The organism is Streptomyces sp. WAC00040, assembly GCF_056835925.1.
Window position 1 is genome coordinate 159,992 of sequence record NZ_JAKQZE010000006.1, and the last position, 16,720, is coordinate 176,711.

The window sequence follows — 16,720 nt, forward strand, 5'->3', positions numbered from 1 at the left end:
GGAAGGTCGGCCCGTGGGCTGCTGCGGGCGCGTGGCCCGAGGGCAGGTGGCCGCTGCGGATGCGTGGCCGCGGGGGAGGTGGCCGTTGCGCGGAGCCTGTCCCGTGCCCCGCCCCTTGCCGAAACCGGGGCGAGCCCTGGGCCCCGTACGGGCTTCGGGGGTGTCCTCAAACGCCGGACGGGCTGAATCTCGCTTCGCGAAATCAGCCCGTCGGCAACTCGAGCCCCGCCGGTTGTCGAGGCGTGGTGATTCCGGGGCAGAGCCCCGGAATCACCACGCGAAGCACGGTGGCGGGGCCGGCGCAGGCGCCATGCACCCGCGCCGCCCCGCCCACCGCTTCACGCCTTGCCGGGCGACTCCGCCGCATCCGCGGATGCCGGTGTCGTATCCGACGCCGACTCCGACTCCGTCTCGGACTTCGCCGTGCCGGCGCCGTCCCCGGGCTCGCCGTCGGACGACGGGGCCTCCGCGGTCGCGTCGGACTTCGACTTGTCCACCGCCGCCGGCTCCACGATCTCCTCGCGTCCCGGGCGCTTCCGCGACGAGATCACGATGTACGTGACCGCCAGCAGGAAGACAACGATGGAGGTCCAGACATTCAGCCGCACGCCGAGGATGTCGTGCGCCTCGTCGACGCGCATGTACTCGATCCAGCCGCGGCCGGCGCAGTACGCCGCGACATACAGCGCGAACGCCCGCCCGTGGCCCATCTTGAAGCGGCGGTCGGCCCAGATGACCAGCAGCGCCACGCCGATGCACCACAGGGACTCGTACAGGAACGTCGGGTGGTACAGGCCCGCCTCGCGGTTCGCGCCCTCGGTGATCTTGAGCGCCCAGGGGAGGTCGGTCTCCCTGCCGTACAGCTCCTGGTTGAACCAGTTGCCCCAGCGGCCGATCGCCTGCGCGAAGGCGATACCGGGCGCGAGGGCATCGGCCCAGGCGGGCAGCGGGATCCCGCGGCGGCGGCAGCCGATCCACGCGCCGACCCCGCCGAACGCGATCGCGCCCCAGATACCGAGGCCGCCCTCCCAGATCTTGAAGGCGTCGACCCAGTTCTCACCCTCGCTGAAGTACAGCTGGTAGTCGGTGATCACGTGGTAGAGCCGACCCCCGACCAGGCCGAACGGCACGGCCCAGACAGCGATGTCGGCCACCGTTCCGGCCTTGCCGCCCCGGGCGACCCAGCGCCGGTTGCCGTACCAGACGGCTACGAAGACGCCGATGATGATGCAGAACGCATAGCCTCGCAGCGGAAGCGGTCCGAGGTGGATCACTCCGGTCGACGGGCTGGGAATGTAGGCGATGTCCATGGCAGGACCGACGCTACCCTGCCGGGCGGGACGTACGGCAACCCGCCCGGCAACTTCTGGGTAACAGGACACGGCCGTGGCAACGGACACGGCCATGGTCGTCATCATGATCACGAGCGCGGCTCCGGGGCCGGCCGCCGACTGCGCGGGCGCCACCCGGTCGAGGTCGGCCACCGGGCCGGGAGAACCGCCACAGACCCGTCCGGCCTCAGGACGACGACGCTCCGGGGCTCGCGCTCCCGCCCCCGGTCGGCGCCGCCGGCCGCTCGGTGCCCGGCGGCTTGTTCTTGTTGGCCTCGTTGACCCACTTCTTGAAGTTCGCGACGGAGATCTGCTCCTTCCCCTTCGTCGGGAAGATCGACTCTCCGTTGAGGAGCACGGTAGGGGTGCCGGTGAAGCCGCCGGCCTGGAAAGCCTCGTTGGACTTCTTCACCCATCCGTCGTGCTTGCCCTCCTCCACACAGCTGCGGAAGGCGGGCGTGTCCAGTCCCTCGACCTTGCCCGCGAGCTCGATCAGCCTGCCGTTGTCGGCGAAGGCGTCGTCCGGCTCGGGCGGCTGGTTCATGTACAGCACGTCGTGGTACGGGGCGAACTTCCCGGCGTCCTGGGCGCACGCCGCCGCGTTCGCCGCGCGCAGGGAGCCGCTGCCGCCCATGTTCCCGTCGATGATGGTGGCGAGGTGATAGTCGATCCTGATCTGGCCGGCCTTCTCCAGCTCATGGATCGTGTCGCGCAGAGCGTTCTCGAACTGGGCGCAGGCCGGGCACCGGAAGTCCTCCCACACCGTGAGGGTGGACGGGGCGTCGGCCGCGCCGACCGGGATGGCGAGCTGCTCCTCGCCCTGCACGCCGCTCGGCGCGAGGAGCGGCCCCGCGTCCGTCGTGTCGCCCCCGTCGTCCTTGCCGCTGTTGGCTGCCACCAGGCCGGCCACGGCGGCCAGCCCGAGCACGCCCACCACGGCCGAGGCCACGATCAGGGTCCTGCGGCGCTTCTCGCGTGCCTTCTCCCGCGCCCGTTCCTGCTGGAGCCGCTCGCGCGCTCCCCGCTTCCGCTCTTGGTTCTCGCTCACACTCCGCAAACGAACCGGGGAGGCGTGTGCACGCCTCCCCGGTCCCTGATCCACTCGTACGAGCTACGACTTTCTGCGCACACCCCGTGCCAGTTCGCCCGCCAGTTCCCGTACGGCCGCGACGGACGCGCTGTCGTCGGGTGCGTCGAGCATCCGCTTGACGAACGCCGAGCCGACGATCACACCGTCGGCGAACGCCGCGACCTCCGCGGCCTGCGCCGGGTTGGAGACCCCGAGACCCACGCACACCGGCAGTGCGGTCGTGGCGCGGGTACGGCGCACCAGGTCCTGCGCCTGCTCGCCGACGGACTCGCGGGTGCCCGTGACGCCCATCAGCGACGCCGCGTAGACGAAACCTGATCCGGCTGCCGTGATCTTCGCGAGACGGGCGTCCTTGCTGCTCGGCGCGACGACGAAGACGGTGGCGAGGCCGTGCTTCTCGGCGTGCTCCCTCCACAGCCCGGCCTCCTCGACCGGCAGGTCGGGAAGGATGCAGCCGGCGCCGCCCGCCTCGGCGAGCTCCGAGGTGAAGCGCTCGACGCCGTAGCGGTCGATCGGGTTCCAGTAGGTCATCACGAGGACCGGCTTGCCGGTGGCGGCGTGGGCCTCGCGGACCGTGCGCATCACGTCGGCGATCCTGACGCCGCCGCGCAGGGCGATGTCGTCGGCGGTCTGGATGACCGGGCCGTCGAGGACGGGGTCGCTGTGCGGCAGTCCGACCTCCACCACGTCGGCGCCGCCGTCGAACGCGGCCTTGACCGCCTCGATGCCGACGTCGACGGTCGGGAACCCGGCGGGGAGGTAGGCGATGAGCGCTGCGCGGTCCTCGCTCTTCGCCGCGGCGAGTGTGTCGTTCAGCAGCTGGATGTTCCCGCTCACTTGGCGTCCCCCTGGATCTCTGCGGCGCCGTTGTCGGCCGATGCATCGGCCTCGACCTGGGCGTCGGTGTCGTACAGACCGAAGTAACGGGCGGCGGTGTCCATGTCCTTGTCACCACGGCCGGAGAGGTTGACGAGGATCAGCCCGTCCTTGCCGAGCTCGCGCCCGACCTCCAGCGCGCCGGCCAGGGCGTGCGCCGACTCGATGGCCGGGATGATGCCTTCTGTGCGGGACAGCAGTCGCAGCGCCTGCATCGCCGCGTCGTCGGTGACCGCACGGTACTCGCCCCGACCCGAGTCCTTCAGGTACGAGTGCTCGGGGCCGATGCCCGGGTAGTCCAGGCCGGCCGAGATCGAGTACGGCTCGGTGATCTGGCCCTCGTCGTCCTGGAGGACGTAGGAACGGGAGCCGTGCAGGATGCCGGGCTCGCCCGCCGTCAGGGTCGCCGCGTGCTCCCCGGTCTCGATGCCGTGGCCGGCGGGCTCGCAACCGACCAGCCGGACGCCCGCGTCCGGGATGAAGGCGTGGAACAGGCCGATGGCGTTCGACCCGCCGCCGACGCAGGCGACGGCGGCGTCGGGGAGGCGCCCTGCCCGCTCCAGGATCTGCCGCCTGGCCTCCACGCCGATGACGCGGTGGAAGTCGCGCACCATGGCGGGGAAGGGGTGGGGGCCGGCGACCGTGCCGAAGAGGTAGTGCGTGCGGTCCACGTTGGCGACCCAGTCGCGGAACGCCTCGTTGATGGCGTCCTTCAGGGTGCGGCTGCCGGACTTCACGGCGACTACCTCGGCGCCGAGCATCCGCATCCGGGCGACGTTCAGCGCCTGGCGCAGGGTGTCGATCTCGCCCATGTAGATGGTGCACTCGAGTCCGAAGAGCGCGCAGGCGGTGGCGGTCGCCACGCCGTGCTGACCGGCGCCCGTCTCCGCGATGACGCGCGTCTTGCCCATCCGCTTGGTGAGCAGGGCCTGCCCCAGCACGTTGTTGATCTTGTGCGAGCCGGTGTGGTTGAGGTCCTCGCGCTTGAGGAACACGCGGGCGCCGCCGGCGTGCTCGGCGAACCGGGTCACCTCGGTGAGGGCGCTCGGGCGGCCCGTGTAGTCGACCATCAGGCCGTTCAGCTCGGCCGCGAAGGCCGGGTCGGACTTGGCCTTCTCGTACTCGACGGCGACCTCGTCCACGGCGGCGACGAGCGCCTCCGGGATGAACTTGCCGCCGAAGGCACCGAAGTAGCCCTCGTTGTTGGGGACTTGACCCTCCGGGTCGGGGATGAAGTAGTCGCTGGACATGGCGACGCGCTCCTTGTCGTGACGGAAGAAGTGAACGACGCAGGTGGCGCCTGCGGGCTTCCCCCTGCCCTCCCCCTACGGCTTGGCGGCCCTGGGGCCCACTTCCCGCAACCGGGCTCGGCCCTGACACGTACCGCGATCCGCGCGGTGCTTCAAAGGCTCCACCTTCGGACTCCCCCGCCTCGATTGCGGCGAGGCTGATTTCGCGGAGCGAAATCCAGCCCGCCCGGGGGCACCTCCCACGGCCGCCAGGCCGTAGGGGGAGCTTGAGGACACCGCGCGGAGCGCGGTACGGGGTCCAGGGTCCGGGGCTTGCCCCGGTTCGGGAAGGGGCGGGGAGGAGAGAGAAATCCGCCCGAAGGGACGGCCTAGCGGCCGTCCCGCGCCACAGCCCCGCGCCATCGCATCCCGTTGACCTGGCCCGGCTCGTCACCGATCACGTACCGCACCCGCCGCCCGTGCACCCGCCGTGCCGGCGCCCGGCAGCCGCGGGGGCGGCAGCCTCGGGCGAGGCGGGCGTAGGGGTCACGGGGCGCGCCGCCGCCGGCGGTGGCCACCGTCCTGCCGGCGCACGCCGCGGGCACGCCGACGAGCGCGGGGCGGGGCCCCGCGATCCGGCGGGCTCGGGTGCGAGCGACGGCGACGGTCACGGCCGGGTCAGCTCCTGCCGTGCCGCAGCGCGGGGTGCGCGCCCGCGGCCACCAGATCGGCGACCGCGGCCCTCGGGTCACGGCCGGTCACCAGGGACTCGCCGACGAGCACGGCATCGGCGCCGGCGTTGGCGTAGGCGATCAGGTCGTGCGGACCCCGCACACCCGACTCGGCGATCTTGATGATGTGCGCCGGGATCTCCGGGGCGACCCGCTCGAAGGTGGAGCGGTCGACCTTGAGGGTCTTGAGGTCGCGCGCGTTCACGCCGATGATCTTCGCTCCGGCGTCGACGGCCCGCTCGGCCTCGTCCTCGTCGTGGACCTCGACCAGCGGGGTGAGGCCGATCGATTCAGCACGCTCGATCAGCGAGACCAGTGCCTCCTGGTCCAGCGCGGCGACGATCAGCAGGACGACGTCGGCGCCGTAGGCGCGCGCCTCCCACAGTTGGTACGCGGTGACGATGAAGTCCTTCCGCAGCACCGGGATGTCGACCTTTGCGCGTACGGCCTCGAGGTCGGCGAGCGATCCGCCGAAGCGGCGCTCCTCGGTGAGCACGGAGATGACGGCCGCGCCGCCCGCCTCGTAGTCGGCGGCGAGTCCGGCGGGGTCGGCGATCGCGGCGAGCGCGCCCTTCGAGGGGCTGGAGCGCTTGACCTCGCAGATCACCTTGACGCCCTCACCGCGCAGCGCGGCGACGCCGTCCTTGGCCGCAGGAGCCTTGGCGGCGCGCTCCTTGAGCTCGTCGAGGCTGACACGCGCCTGCCGCTCTGCCAGGTCGGCGCGCACACCTTCGATGATCTCGTCGAGCACACTCACGCGAGCGGCCCCCTTCCGGGACGGTGTTGATGGATCAGGATCAGCCATGTCGATGGTATCCGCAGGAGGGCCCTGAGCCCGCATCCGGTCACTGCCTGTCCCACTACCTGGGACTTCACGGAGCCAGTGCCGAGCCGAACGGCAGGTTCCGCACCACACTGAAGATCACCAGCGCGCCGCCCATGACCCACCACCATCCGGTGGAGAGGCCGATCCTCAGGGGGCGTCCCTGTACGGCGCGAATCAGCCACATCACCCACACGACGGCGAAGACCGCGTAGCCCACCACGGCGACGGCGTTGGCGCCGAGAGCGGTGCCGATGTCGCCGTGGATGAAGGCGTGGGCGCTGCGCAGTCCGCCGCAGCCGGGGCAGTAGATGCCGGTGAAGCGCAGCAGCGGACACACCGGGTAGTGGCCCGGTTCGTTCGGGTCGACGGTCCCGACGTACGTGAACGCGGCGGCGACGCCTGCGAAGACTGCGAGAGGTGCGGCGACGCGCCGCGCGGTCGATGCGGGCGGCCCGCCGGGGACGGCCGGCACGGCGCCGACGGGCCACGTCCGAGGGGCGGGGCCGGCGGTCGGCCGGGGCTGCCCCGGCGCCGTGGAGCCCGTCGTGCCGGGGTCGGCGGCCGGGGCCGTGGCGGGGTGGCCGGGGCCGGCCGGCGGCGGGGCGGGCGGGGTGGAAGCTGGGGTCGGGTCCACGCGGTGATTCTCCCCGTTCGACGGCAGCGGCGCAGCCCGGCCTTGCCGGGCTGCGCCGCTGTGCGACATCTGCGTGCGAGGTCTCAGGCCGCGACGTTCTCCCGCGCCGCAGCGCGCTCACGGGCCGCCACCACGTGGTCCGGGTCCTTGGGCGTGCCGAGGCCGGCCATCTTCATCGCGCCGCCGACGACCGCGCCGAGCAGGATGAGAGCAGAACCGGCCCAGAAGCCGACCGGGCTGTTCGCCACCATGAAGACGCCTGCGACACAGAAGCCGATGAAGGCGATGATGACGCCGGTCCAGGCGGCCGGGGTGTGTCCGTGTCCGTGGCTGCTGCCCGCCATGTGTTGCTCCTCGTTTCCGATGCGATTCGTGCGCCGGTGCTCGTGCTGAGCCGGACGCTCGTCCTTCATTGTCACGTACGCCAAGGCGGGCGCGGCGCGGGGGTCACCCTTCGCGCGTCGGATCCTCGCCCCGGTCCAGAGCCTTCCAGAGGTCCTCGGGACGGTCGGGGTCGGCCGGGCGCTCCTGGCGGGCGCGCGGGCTGCCGTCGCGCTCGTAGCGGCCGGACATGGACGGCCACCGACGGCCGTGGCGGAGGGCGAGCAGTCCCGCGAGCAGGATCAGCGCACCGCCCGCCGCAGTGACGTAGGGCCAGACCGTGTGGGAGAGGGCTTCTACGGTGGAGGCGGCGTCGCCGGTGGTACGGGCGGCCTTCTCGTCGAGCGCTCCGGTGTCGGACGCGCCGAGGAGTGCGGCCGTCGCGGCGCCGGCGCCGCTCAGGGCGAGCAGCGCGGCGACGAGCAGCCGGCCGGCACGGCGCACGGCGAAGACCGCGACCAGTGCGGCCAGTCCGACGATCGCGAGTGCCGTGGGGACGCCGGTGACGTCGGAGCCCTTGACGTCGAGGGAGACGGTTCCGCCGCCGACGGACGCGCTGCCCTCGGCCCAGATCCGGCCGGCGGCGAGCAGAACGACGGTCGCGCCGACGGCGCCGAGGAACAGGGCAGCGGCCAGGCTGCGGCGGCTGCTTGTGGCGGGCGTCGCGGCTGCGGCTCGGGGCTGGGGTACGGGTACAGCACTCACGTGCCCCACTATCCCTTACCGCTCGCCGGGTCGTTCAGGCGGTTGGCCGTGTGCACGGCCCGCAGCACCGCGGCCGCCTTGTTGCGGCACTCCGTGTCCTCGGCGACCGGGTCGGAGTCCGCCACCACACCCGCACCGGCCTGCACGTACGCCGTGCCGTCGCGCAACAGGGCGGTACGGATGGCGATGGCGGTGTCGGAGTCGCCGGCGAAGTCCAGGTAGCCGACGCAGCCGCCGTACAGGCCGCGGCGCGACGGCTCGAGCTCGTCGATGATCTGCATGGCCCGGGGCTTGGGCGCCCCGGAGAGGGTGCCGGCCGGGAAGCATGCGGTGAGCACGTCGAAGGCGGTGCGGCCCTCGGCCACCTTGCCCGTGACGGTGGAGACGATGTGCATGACGTGGGAGTACCGCTCGATCGACATGAAGTCGACGACCTCGACGCTGCCCGGTTCGCAGACACGGCCCAGGTCGTTGCGGCCGAGGTCGACGAGCATCAGGTGCTCGGCGCGCTCCTTGGGGTCGGCCAACAGCTCGTCCGCCAGGTCGTTGTCCTCCTGCGGCGTGGCGCCGCGGGGCCGGGTGCCGGCGATCGGATGGACCATGGCGTGCCCGTCCTCGACCTTGACGAGGGCTTCGGGGCTGGAGCCGACGACGTCGAAACCCTCGAAGCGGAAGAGGTACATGTACGGCGAGGGGTTGGTGGCCCGCAGGACGCGGTACACGTCGAGCGCGCTCGCCGTGCACGGGGTCTCGAACCGCTGCGAGGGCACCACCTGGAAGGCCTCGCCGGCCCGGATGCGCTCTTTGACGTCCTCGACGGCGGCCTGGTAGTCGGGGCCGCCCCACAGCGCGGAGAACTCGGGCAGCTCCGAGGTGGGCAGCGCGGTGGGCGGGGAGGCCAGCGGCCGGGCGAGGTCGGCCTGCATGGCGTCGAGGCGGGCGACCGCGTCGGCATGGGCCTCGTCGACGCCGGTTTCGAGGTCGTTGTGGTTGATCGCGTTGGCGATCAGCAGGACCGTGCCGTCCCAGTGGTCGAGGACCGCGAGGTCGGACGTGAGGAGCATGGTCAGCTCGGGCAGCTTCAGGTCGTCGCGCTCGCCGGGGCCGATCTTCTCCAGCCGGCGCACGATGTCGTACCCGAGGTAGCCGACCATGCCGCCGGTGAAGGGCGGCATGCCGGACGCGAGATCACGCGGGGTGTGCAGGGTCTCCACGGTCTCGCGCAGCGCGTGCAGCGGGTCCCCGTCCGTGGGGACGCCGACCGGCGCGTTGCCCAGCCAGTGCGCCTGGTCGTCGCGGACGGTCAGCGTGGCGTCGGAACGCACCCCGATGAAGGAGTAGCGGGACCACAGCTGGGCTGTGCGGCCGTTCTCGGCCGACTCCAGCAGGAAGGTGCCGGGGCGCTCCGCGGCGAGCTTGCGGTAGAGGCCGACGGGCGTGTCGCCGTCCGCGAGCAGCCGGCGGCTCACCGGGATGACGCGGCGGTCGGCGGCGAGCTTGCGGAACGTCTCGAGATCCATGGCGCCAGACCCTACTTGTCCAGGAGTACGTCGGCGTCGAAACAGGTGCGGGCCCCGGTGTGGCAGGCGGCGCCGACCTGGTCGACCTTGACGAGGACGGTGTCGGCGTCGCAGTCGAGGGCCACCGACCTGACGTGCTGGAAGTGCCCGGAGGTGTCGCCCTTGACCCAGTACTCCTGGCGGCTGCGGGACCAGTAGGTGCAGCGGCCGCTGGTCAGGGTGCGGTGCAGGGCCTCGTCGTCCATCCACCCGAGCATCAGCACCTCTCCGGTGTCGTACTGCTGGGCGATGGCGGGAATCAGGCCGTCCGGGCTCCGCTTGAGGCGGGCGGCGATGGCCGGGGCGAGACTGCTTTCGGGGACACTGCTGGTCATACGGGCCATTGTGCCGTGCCGAACGCGGTCCCCGGCGGTGAGTCCACTGGGCGGACCCGGTTCCCCGCCGTACGCTGGCGGGCATGTCGACCCATGCCAAGCGTGAACGACTCCTGTTCGCAGACCTGTTGGAGGCGTCCGGCCCGGACGCGCCGACCCTGTGCGACGGCTGGCGCACCAGGGACCTCGCGGCCCATGTGGTGATGCGGGAGCGGAGGCCCGACGCGGCGGGCGGGATACTGCTCAGCGCCCTCAAGGAGCGGGCGGACCGGATCCAGGCCGAGTTCGCCGCCAAGCCGTACGAGGAGCTGGTGCACCTGATCCGTACGGGGCCGCCGCGGATGTCCCTGTACGGGATCAAGCAGATCGACGAGGCCGCGAACACGGTGGAGTTCTTCGTACACGCGGAGGACGTGCGCCGGGCGCAGCCGGAGTGGACCCCGCGCGAGCTGGACCGGGTCTTCGAGAACGCCCTGTGGGCGCGGCTCGAGAAGGGCGCCCGGCTGCTGGGCCGGAAGTCGCCGGTCGGTCTGGTGCTGCGCAGGTCGAACGGCCAGACGGTGGTGGCGCACAAGGGCACGCCCGTGGTGACGGTGACCGGCGAGGCGAGCGAGTTGACGCTGTTCGCGTTCGGGCGGCAGGACGCGGCGCGGGTGGAACTGGACGGGGACAAGGACGCGATCACCCGGCTGGGCGGGACCGCACTCGGGTTCTAGTGCGGCCTGCTCCCGTGCCTCAGCGGCCCCGGACCCACTCGGCGTACGCGTCCTGCGGTTCAGGGGCCACGGCCGGGGGCATGGCCGGCGGCGCGGGGCGGCGCCGGAGGAGTCCCGAGCCGGCCAGCGCCAGCAGGAAGCCGGCCGGGATGGTGACCAGCCCCGGTGTGTGGAGCGGGAACCAGTGGAAGTCCCGGTCGGGGAAGAGTGAGGTCGGTGTGCCCGACGCCGCCGGTGACCAGGCCATCAGCAAGGCGACCAGCGGCAGCGTCCCGTACACCGCCCAGCGCACGCCGCCCGCCGTGAAGTGGCGGCGGAAGATCGCGAACAGCAGCACGGGCGGCAGTACGGACGCGGCCCCGGCGAACGCGAACGAGAGCAGCACTTGCGGATTTCGTCCGATCGTCTGCGTCGCGACGAACACGGCCAGAGCTCCGACGACGGCGACCGCCCAGCGCGCCAGCCGCACCTCCCCGGCCATCGAACGGCGCCCGCGGCCGCCCACGCCCGTCGGCCCGGCGAGGTCACGTGTGAAGGCCGACGCCGCGGCGAGGGTGATCCCGGCGACCGTGGACAGGGTGGTGATGAACACGGCGCAGGCGACCACGGCGAACAGCAGGCTGTGCCGGGGACCGCCGGACTCGGGGTCGAGTGCGGTGGTGACCATGAGCAGTGCCGAGTTGCCTCCCGGGTCGGCGGCGACGATGTTCTTGTGGCCGACGAGGGCGGCAGCGCCGAGGCCTACGATGATGACACCGGTGCACAGCACGGCGACCGGCCCGACGGCCCAGGCGGCGGCGCGGCGGGCGCTGCGCGTGCCGCGCAGGGGGTGCAGGCGCATCGTGATGTGGGGCATGCAGGCGGCGCCGAGGACGAGCGTGAGCAGGAAGCCGGTGAGATCGAGCCAGCCGGCGAAGCCGCGCCCGAACTGCAGTCCCGGCAGGGCGTACGAGCCGCCCCGGCTGCCCTGCCGGGCGGCGTCGAAGAGCGAAAGGGGCGACCAGCCGAAGCGGCCCAGAACGATGCCGGCGAGCATTACGACCACGGCGACGACGACAACCGTCTTGAGGATCTGGATGTAGCCGGTGCCGCGCATCCCGCCGAAGGCCGAGTAACAGATCATCAGGGCGCCGCTGGCGACGGTGCATCCGGTGAGGGCACCGGACGGGAGGCCGAACATGGACGTCATGATCTTGCCCGCGACGGCGAGCTGGACCACGAGCAGCGGGAACAGGACGACGATCGCCGCGATCCCGAGGGGCACGCGAACGGAGCGGTCGGCGAGCCGCTCGGTGAGGAAGTCGCCGAGCGTGTAGATTCCGCCGCCGCGCAGCGGCTTCGCCAGCACCAGCATCACCAGGACCAGCGAGGCGACGGTCGCCATGGCGAAGAGGATGCCGTCCGCCCCGACGAGGGCGACGGAGCCGGTGGTACTGAGCAGGGTCGCGGCGGAGACGTAGTCCCCTGCGACGGCGAGCCCTCCGCCGACCGGGCCGAGCGTGGCACCGCCGGCGTAGAAGTGCTCCGGGTCGTCCTGGTCGGCGGCGGCCAGGCCGCACAGCAGGAGCGAGACCGTGACGAACGCGAGGAAGACGACGAGGGCGAGAGAACGGCCCTCGAACCCGGCACCCGACGCGGCGGGCCCGACCAGGTGGATATCAGATGACATGCCGGATACATCAACAGGCATCCATTACCGCGTACAGCGGCCGGTCCGGCATCGGTGCCCGCGCACAGGCACGGGCACCCCGGGGTGTGCGGCGTCACACCACGGCTACCCCTGGCTCTCCAGCAGCCGGCGGGCGGTGAGGGCGAGGGAGACCTCGACGACGTCGGACGGCCGGGACAGCGAGCGGCCGGTGAGCTGTTCGAAGCGGCGGAGCCGGTTGAGGACCGTGTTGCGGTGGCAGTACAAGCGCGTCGCCGCCCGCTGCGCGGAGCCCTCGGCGTCGAGCCAGGCGGTGAGCGTGTCGACGAGCAGGTCGCGGTCGGCAGGCTCGATCGCGTACAGCGGCCCCAGTACGCGCTCCGCGAGCGCCCTGCCGAGGTCCGGGGAGGAGACGACGACCGCGGCCGGCAGGTGGTCGTCGAGGAGGACGACACCGCCGGTGCGGGGGCAGGCCCGCAGTGCGGTTCCGGCGAGTCTTCGCCCCTTGCCGAGGGCGGCGAGACCGGTGACGGCGGAACCGATCCCCACCCGGACTCCGGGGGCGGCGCTCAGCCCTGCGGCGAGGGCGGCCGGGTCGGTCGGCCCTTGGTGGGCGGTGCCGTCGCCGGGGCCGTCTTCGTGGCCGCCGTCCTCGTCGCAGCGGCGGGGATGGGACGCGGCGCCGTCCACCAGGTGCACGATCCCCAGTTCGGCCTCCGGGGTGGAATGCCACACCACGGGAGTGCCGGACGGCAGGGTGACCAGCGGGCCGGGCGCGTGCGGATGGGCGGAGGCGGCCGCGATCACGACGAAGCGGCCGTCCTCCGGCAGTTCGAGCATCGCCGACGCGTCGGGCAGGTCGGTGATCCGGGCAGTGCCGTCGAGCAGCGCCGCCGTCATCAGCCGCAGACGGTTCTCGCGCCGCCATGCCATCCGGCGTTCGGTCTGGCGGTAGGCCTCCGTGACGAGGGCGCAGTGCTCGTCGACGAAGTTCCAGACGTCCGCTGCGACATGGACGAGCAGCCGGATGTCCTCCGGGTGGCGGCGCGCGGTCTCGTCCACCAGTCCCTGCCACACCATCGCCCCGCCGAGCCGGAACGCGTGCAGCACGGCGTCGAGCGGCACGTTCTGTTCGGCGCGTGCGGCGCCGATGGAGCGCGAGGTGCGCCTGGCGATGTCGCGGCTCTCGCGGGGGCGAATCAGGGAGGCGATGTTGTGGCGCAGTGACTGGTACACCTCCTGCCACACCTCTGTCGTGTCGGCTTCGATCGCCGCCCGGTAGGCGGGTTCCTGCTCGCGCAGCTCGCTGACGAGGGTGGTGGTCAGGCCGGCCACGTCGTCCAGAAGTACCTGGGCGGCACGGTGCAGTACGGCGATCGCCTCGGCGTCCAGCAGGGAGCGGGAGCGGGGCAGAACAGCGTGGGGCGCGGGAACCGCCCTGACGCGCGAACGTACGAGATTCGACATGGGCGGCCTCCACCAGGAGTCGGCTCGCTCCGGCGCGCGGCGTGGGACACGACCGCACCGGATCTACCTGACGCTCGCAGAATGGCATACCGCCCAGTCGGTACCCAGGGGTTTGCGGCATAGTTCTCATCACGGTCCAGCAACGCGGGCGGTCGGCGTCAGGCGCCGGAGCGCTCCAGCAGACGTGCCAGTTCGGTCCTCGAACGCACTCCGAGCAGCGCGAACACGTTCCGCAGATGGTGATCGACGGTCCTGGTGCTGACCGACAGCCGCAGGGCCACCTCCCGGTTCGTCGCACCTTCCGCGACATGGTGGGCGATGCGCCGCTGCTGCGGCGTGAGCCGGTCCAGCGGGCCGCTCCCGGAGTCACCGGCCACCGCCTCACCGGCCGCCCGCAGCTCACCGCCGGCACGTTCGGCCCAGCCCCGCGCCCCGCAGCGCTCGAACGCGACGAGGGCGTCCCGAAGCGGGCCGCGCGCCTCCCGTGTCCTGCGCCGGCGGCGCAGCCACTGCCCGTACAGCAGCAGGGTGCGGGCCCGCTCGAAGTCTCCGCCGGCCCGCTCGTGGTGGGCGAGCGCCTCCTCGTAGCGGGCGGCGGCCTCCTCCGGCGGGGCGACGAGGGCCCGGCAGCGGGCGAGCTGGGCGGGTGCGAGCGGGTCGGCGGTGCTCGCCGCCCACGCCCCGAACTCCTCCACGGCGACGGCCGTCCCGTCCGTGCGGCCCGCGAGGACGGCCGCCTCCACGAAGCACGGCACGGCGAGCATCATGACCGCGAAGTGGCCGCGTCGGGGGCCGGGTACGACGAGGGGACGCAGCCGAGCGGCGGCCTCCGCGCACCGGCCCGCCGCGAGGTCCGTCCGGGCCACCGCCCACACCGCGAGGCTCGCGGCCTGGGCCAGCCCGTGCGCGGCGGCGGTGGAACCGGCGGCCGCGGCGTGCTCGGCGGAGGCCTCGGCGTCGCCCTCCAGGGACGCGGTCAGGGCGAGGACGGCGTGCAGATGGGCGGCGCTGTTGCGGCGGCCGAGCTCACGGGCGGCGCGCAGGCCCTCGAGGGCGTGGACCTTGGCCCGCGCGTGCCGGCCGGCGCGCAGTTCGCCGTAGGCGAGGTGCTCCAGTGCCGGGGGCAGCAGCACCCGGGGCCCGTGGACCCGTACGGCGGCCAGCGCCCTGGCGCCCGCCCGGCAGGCGGCGTCCACGTCCCCGACGACGAGCGCGGCGGCGGCCGACCTGAGCAGTACGGCCGGGTCCTCGGCGCGCACTGACGCCTCGACGCATTCCCGCAGCAGCGTGTGGCCGGCACCGGTCCGCCCCGCGAACACGGCCAGCATGCCCGCGACATACCTGCCGAGCGCCTCCCTGCCGTCCGGGCCGCCTCGCCCGGCGCACGGGGAACCGGCCACGTCCGGCGCGTCCGCGGAGCGCGGCCGACCGCCCCGCTCCGTGCCCGGGGCCGCAGCGGAACGCGGGAAACCGGCGGGGGCGGGCGCTTCCGCCACCACCGCCCGGACCCGGGCAAGCGCGTCCGCGTAGCCGTGGGGGTCGCCCATGGCCCAGGCGGCGTCGGCGGCGGCGAGCAGGGCGGCGGTCGAGCGGTCGGCGTCGTCGGCGGCGAGGAGTGCGGCAGCGGCGAGCAAAGACTCGCGGGCGTCGGCCACCGGGCCGTCGCACAGGGCGATCAGCCCGCGTACATGGTGGGCCCGGCCGGAAGCGGGTACGGCACGGACCCGGGCCAGCAGCCCGCGGGCGCGGCCGGGCTCGCCGTCCAGCCAGGCGTGCTCGGCCGCCGCCGAGAACCGCGTGCCCCGCAGGGTCTCGTCGGCCGTGAGTTCCGCGGCCCGCGCGAGGGCCGTGGCCCGGTCGGTGTGCGGCCGGGGAGCGGTGGCCGCTCCCGCCAGCGCGTCGGCGAGGAACGGGTCGTATCCGCCTGCCGCGCAGGCCCGTTGGACCAGGCGCGGCAGGGTGAGGTGCGGCCCCTCGAGGGCGGCGGCCAGCAGCCGGTGCGCGGCCCTCCGGCGCGGCAGCGGCGCGCGGCGCAGTACGGCGGTGCGCAGCAGCGGATGCGTGAAGCGGACCCGTGTGCCGTCGCTGTGGAGTGCGCCCGCGCGCTCGGCGGGCAGCAGGCGGTCGGGGTCGACTCCCGCCAGCCGGGCCGCCCGCAGCAGCAGGGCGGCGTCGGCGCCGGCGCCTTCCGGTTCGTGCTCCTCCGCCGCCGCGGCAAGGAGCAGCAGGAGCCGGGTGTCCGCAGGCAGTGCCTCGGCTCGGGCGGCGTACGCATCCAGGACGCGCTCCGCGCCGGGGAGGGGGTGCGGCAGCGGGGCATGGCCGGCGAGCTGGTCGGGCGTGAGCCGCGCGGTGAGCGCCGTCAGCAGCCCCGGGTTGCCCGCTGCCTCCCGACGCAGCTCGTCCCGTACGAGCGCGTCGGCCCGGCCTTCCGTCAGCCGGTCGATCAGCGCGCCGACGGCCGTGTCGTCGAGCGGTCCGAGCCGCAGCCGGGGCAGTCCGGTGAAGGCGTCCCCGCCGCCCGGATCGTCGGTCGCGGTGAGCAGGACGGCGGCGCGGTCGCCCGGGGCGAGGCGGCGGGCGGCGAAGCCGAGCGCGATGCGCGAGTCACGGTCCCAGGCGTGGGCGTCGTCGACGCAGAGCAGCAGCGGGCCACGGGAGCCGAGGGTCCTGAGCAGCTCCAGCAGCGCGGTGGGCGCTGTGCCGGCGCGGGTCACGTCGTCGACCGGTCCGGGCAGGGGTGCGGGCGCCGAGCAGAGCAGGGCGTGGAGTCCGCTGTACGGCAACAGGGCTTCGGCGGGGGCGGCCCGTGTGTGGAGCACCGTCTCCTCGTGCCGGCTGCCGACGGCGTGCCGCGCGAGGGCGCTGCGGCCGAGGCCGGGCGGCCCGGTGATCACGAGGGTGCTGCCGCGGCCGTCGCGCAGGCGGGCCGACTGTTCGTCGAGGAGGGCGAGTTCACCGCTTCGGCCGTACAGCCGACGGGGACTGTGCACGGTCGTCGATGGATTCACGCCCGGCAACTTACTCCCGCGTAACTACCCTCCGGAAGGGTTCGGTCCGCGCTTCGTCGCCGTGGCCCGCCGCACTGGGCGCTGTCCCATCGTGAGCCGCTCCGGGCTGTGCGCCCGTACAGCACGTTGCCGGTGGCCGGGTCCGCCACCGGCAGCGTCATGTCGTCCGGGTGGAGCCGGC

The 16,720-nt window shown here is 73.3% G+C and carries 15 protein-coding genes; 1 reads left to right on the forward strand and 14 read right to left on the reverse strand.

Annotation, left to right across the window (positions count from 1 at the left end):
• Positions 1–338: 338 nt before the first annotated feature.
• From lgt to hisI, 11 genes are all read right to left on the reverse strand, one after another.
• Positions 339–1,310 (reverse strand): prolipoprotein diacylglyceryl transferase, encoded by a 972-nt coding sequence (gene lgt, locus MDN94_RS38145; RefSeq protein ID WP_482730351.1) that lies wholly within the window; start codon positions 1,308–1,310, stop codon positions 339–341.
• 208 nt (positions 1,311–1,518) lie between these two features.
• Positions 1,519–2,379, reverse strand: coding sequence for a DsbA family protein (locus MDN94_RS38150; RefSeq protein ID WP_482730352.1), 861 nt, complete (start codon positions 2,377–2,379; stop codon positions 1,519–1,521).
• A 63-nt stretch (positions 2,380–2,442) separates the two neighbouring features.
• Positions 2,443–3,258: a tryptophan synthase subunit alpha gene (trpA, locus tag MDN94_RS38155; RefSeq protein WP_482730353.1), complete on the reverse strand. Its 816-nt coding sequence runs from the start codon at positions 3,256–3,258 to the stop codon at positions 2,443–2,445.
• Entirely contained in the window at positions 3,255–4,547 is a 1,293-nt protein-coding gene (trpB, locus tag MDN94_RS38160) for a tryptophan synthase subunit beta (RefSeq protein WP_482730354.1), read from the reverse strand. Before trpB ends, trpA begins: the two co-directional genes overlap by 4 nt.
• Before the next feature lie 368 nt (positions 4,548–4,915).
• Positions 4,916–5,131, reverse strand: a complete 216-nt coding sequence (gene trpM, locus MDN94_RS38165) for a tryptophan biosynthesis modulator TrpM (RefSeq protein WP_482730490.1) — start codon at positions 5,129–5,131, stop codon at positions 4,916–4,918.
• A 73-nt stretch (positions 5,132–5,204) separates the two neighbouring features.
• Complete coding sequence (trpC, locus tag MDN94_RS38170) at positions 5,205–6,014, reverse strand: indole-3-glycerol phosphate synthase TrpC (protein ID WP_482730355.1); 810 nt, start codon at positions 6,012–6,014, stop codon at positions 5,205–5,207.
• A 115-nt stretch (positions 6,015–6,129) separates the two neighbouring features.
• The gene (locus MDN94_RS38175) at positions 6,130–6,717 is read right to left on the reverse strand and encodes a DUF2752 domain-containing protein (protein WP_482730356.1); all 588 of its coding nucleotides are present in this window, start codon (positions 6,715–6,717) and stop codon (positions 6,130–6,132) included.
• Positions 6,718–6,800: 83 nt separating this feature from the next.
• On the reverse strand, positions 6,801–7,061 hold the full coding sequence (locus MDN94_RS38180) for an HGxxPAAW family protein (RefSeq protein WP_482730357.1): 261 nt from the start codon (positions 7,059–7,061) through the stop codon (positions 6,801–6,803).
• Between the two features lie 103 nt (positions 7,062–7,164).
• Positions 7,165–7,812 (reverse strand): TIGR02234 family membrane protein, encoded by a 648-nt coding sequence (locus MDN94_RS38185; protein ID WP_482730358.1) that lies wholly within the window; start codon positions 7,810–7,812, stop codon positions 7,165–7,167.
• On the reverse strand, positions 7,812–9,323 hold the full coding sequence (locus MDN94_RS38190) for an anthranilate synthase component I (RefSeq protein ID WP_482730359.1): 1,512 nt from the start codon (positions 9,321–9,323) through the stop codon (positions 7,812–7,814). The genes MDN94_RS38185 and MDN94_RS38190 overlap by 1 nt, the downstream gene beginning before the upstream one ends.
• Positions 9,324–9,334: 11 nt before the next feature.
• On the reverse strand, positions 9,335–9,706 hold the full coding sequence (gene hisI / locus MDN94_RS38195; protein ID WP_482730360.1) for a phosphoribosyl-AMP cyclohydrolase: 372 nt from the start codon (positions 9,704–9,706) through the stop codon (positions 9,335–9,337).
• A gap of 74 nt (positions 9,707–9,780) precedes the next feature.
• Between hisI and MDN94_RS38200 the strand changes: the two genes are divergently transcribed.
• The gene (locus MDN94_RS38200) at positions 9,781–10,413 is read left to right on the forward strand and encodes a TIGR03085 family metal-binding protein (protein ID WP_482730361.1); all 633 of its coding nucleotides are present in this window, start codon (positions 9,781–9,783) and stop codon (positions 10,411–10,413) included.
• Between the two features lie 19 nt (positions 10,414–10,432).
• On the opposite strand, the gene MDN94_RS38205 is transcribed toward MDN94_RS38200, so the two are convergent.
• From MDN94_RS38205 to MDN94_RS38215, 3 genes are all read right to left on the reverse strand, one after another.
• A complete protein-coding gene (locus tag MDN94_RS38205) occupies positions 10,433–12,082 on the reverse strand; it encodes a sodium/solute symporter (RefSeq protein ID WP_482730362.1) in 1,650 nt (549 codons plus the stop codon).
• A 105-nt stretch (positions 12,083–12,187) separates the two neighbouring features.
• Complete coding sequence (locus tag MDN94_RS38210) at positions 12,188–13,528, reverse strand: PucR family transcriptional regulator (RefSeq protein WP_482730363.1); 1,341 nt, start codon at positions 13,526–13,528, stop codon at positions 12,188–12,190.
• Between the two features lie 158 nt (positions 13,529–13,686).
• The gene (locus MDN94_RS38215) at positions 13,687–16,539 is read right to left on the reverse strand and encodes a helix-turn-helix transcriptional regulator (RefSeq protein WP_482730364.1); all 2,853 of its coding nucleotides are present in this window, start codon (positions 16,537–16,539) and stop codon (positions 13,687–13,689) included.
• Positions 16,540–16,720 lie beyond the last annotated feature (181 nt).

Bases quoted from the DNA above. Each gene is read 5' to 3' on its own strand.
- MDN94_RS38210 (WP_482730363.1), bottom strand. From the start codon at position 13,528: ATGTCGAATCTCGTACGTTCGCGCGTCAGGGCGGTTCCCGCGCCCCAC.
- trpB (WP_482730354.1), bottom strand. From the start codon at position 4,547: ATGTCCAGCGACTACTTCATCCCCGACCCGGAGGGTCAAGTCCCCAAC.
- MDN94_RS38200 (WP_482730361.1), top strand. From the start codon at position 9,781: ATGTCGACCCATGCCAAGCGTGAACGACTCCTGTTCGCAGACCTGTTG.
- hisI (WP_482730360.1), bottom strand. From the start codon at position 9,706: ATGGCCCGTATGACCAGCAGTGTCCCCGAAAGCAGTCTCGCCCCGGCC.
- MDN94_RS38205 (WP_482730362.1), bottom strand. From the start codon at position 12,082: ATGTCATCTGATATCCACCTGGTCGGGCCCGCCGCGTCGGGTGCCGGG.
- MDN94_RS38190 (WP_482730359.1), bottom strand. From the start codon at position 9,323: ATGGATCTCGAGACGTTCCGCAAGCTCGCCGCCGACCGCCGCGTCATC.
- MDN94_RS38180 (WP_482730357.1), bottom strand. From the start codon at position 7,061: ATGGCGGGCAGCAGCCACGGACACGGACACACCCCGGCCGCCTGGACC.
- lgt (WP_482730351.1), bottom strand. From the start codon at position 1,310: ATGGACATCGCCTACATTCCCAGCCCGTCGACCGGAGTGATCCACCTC.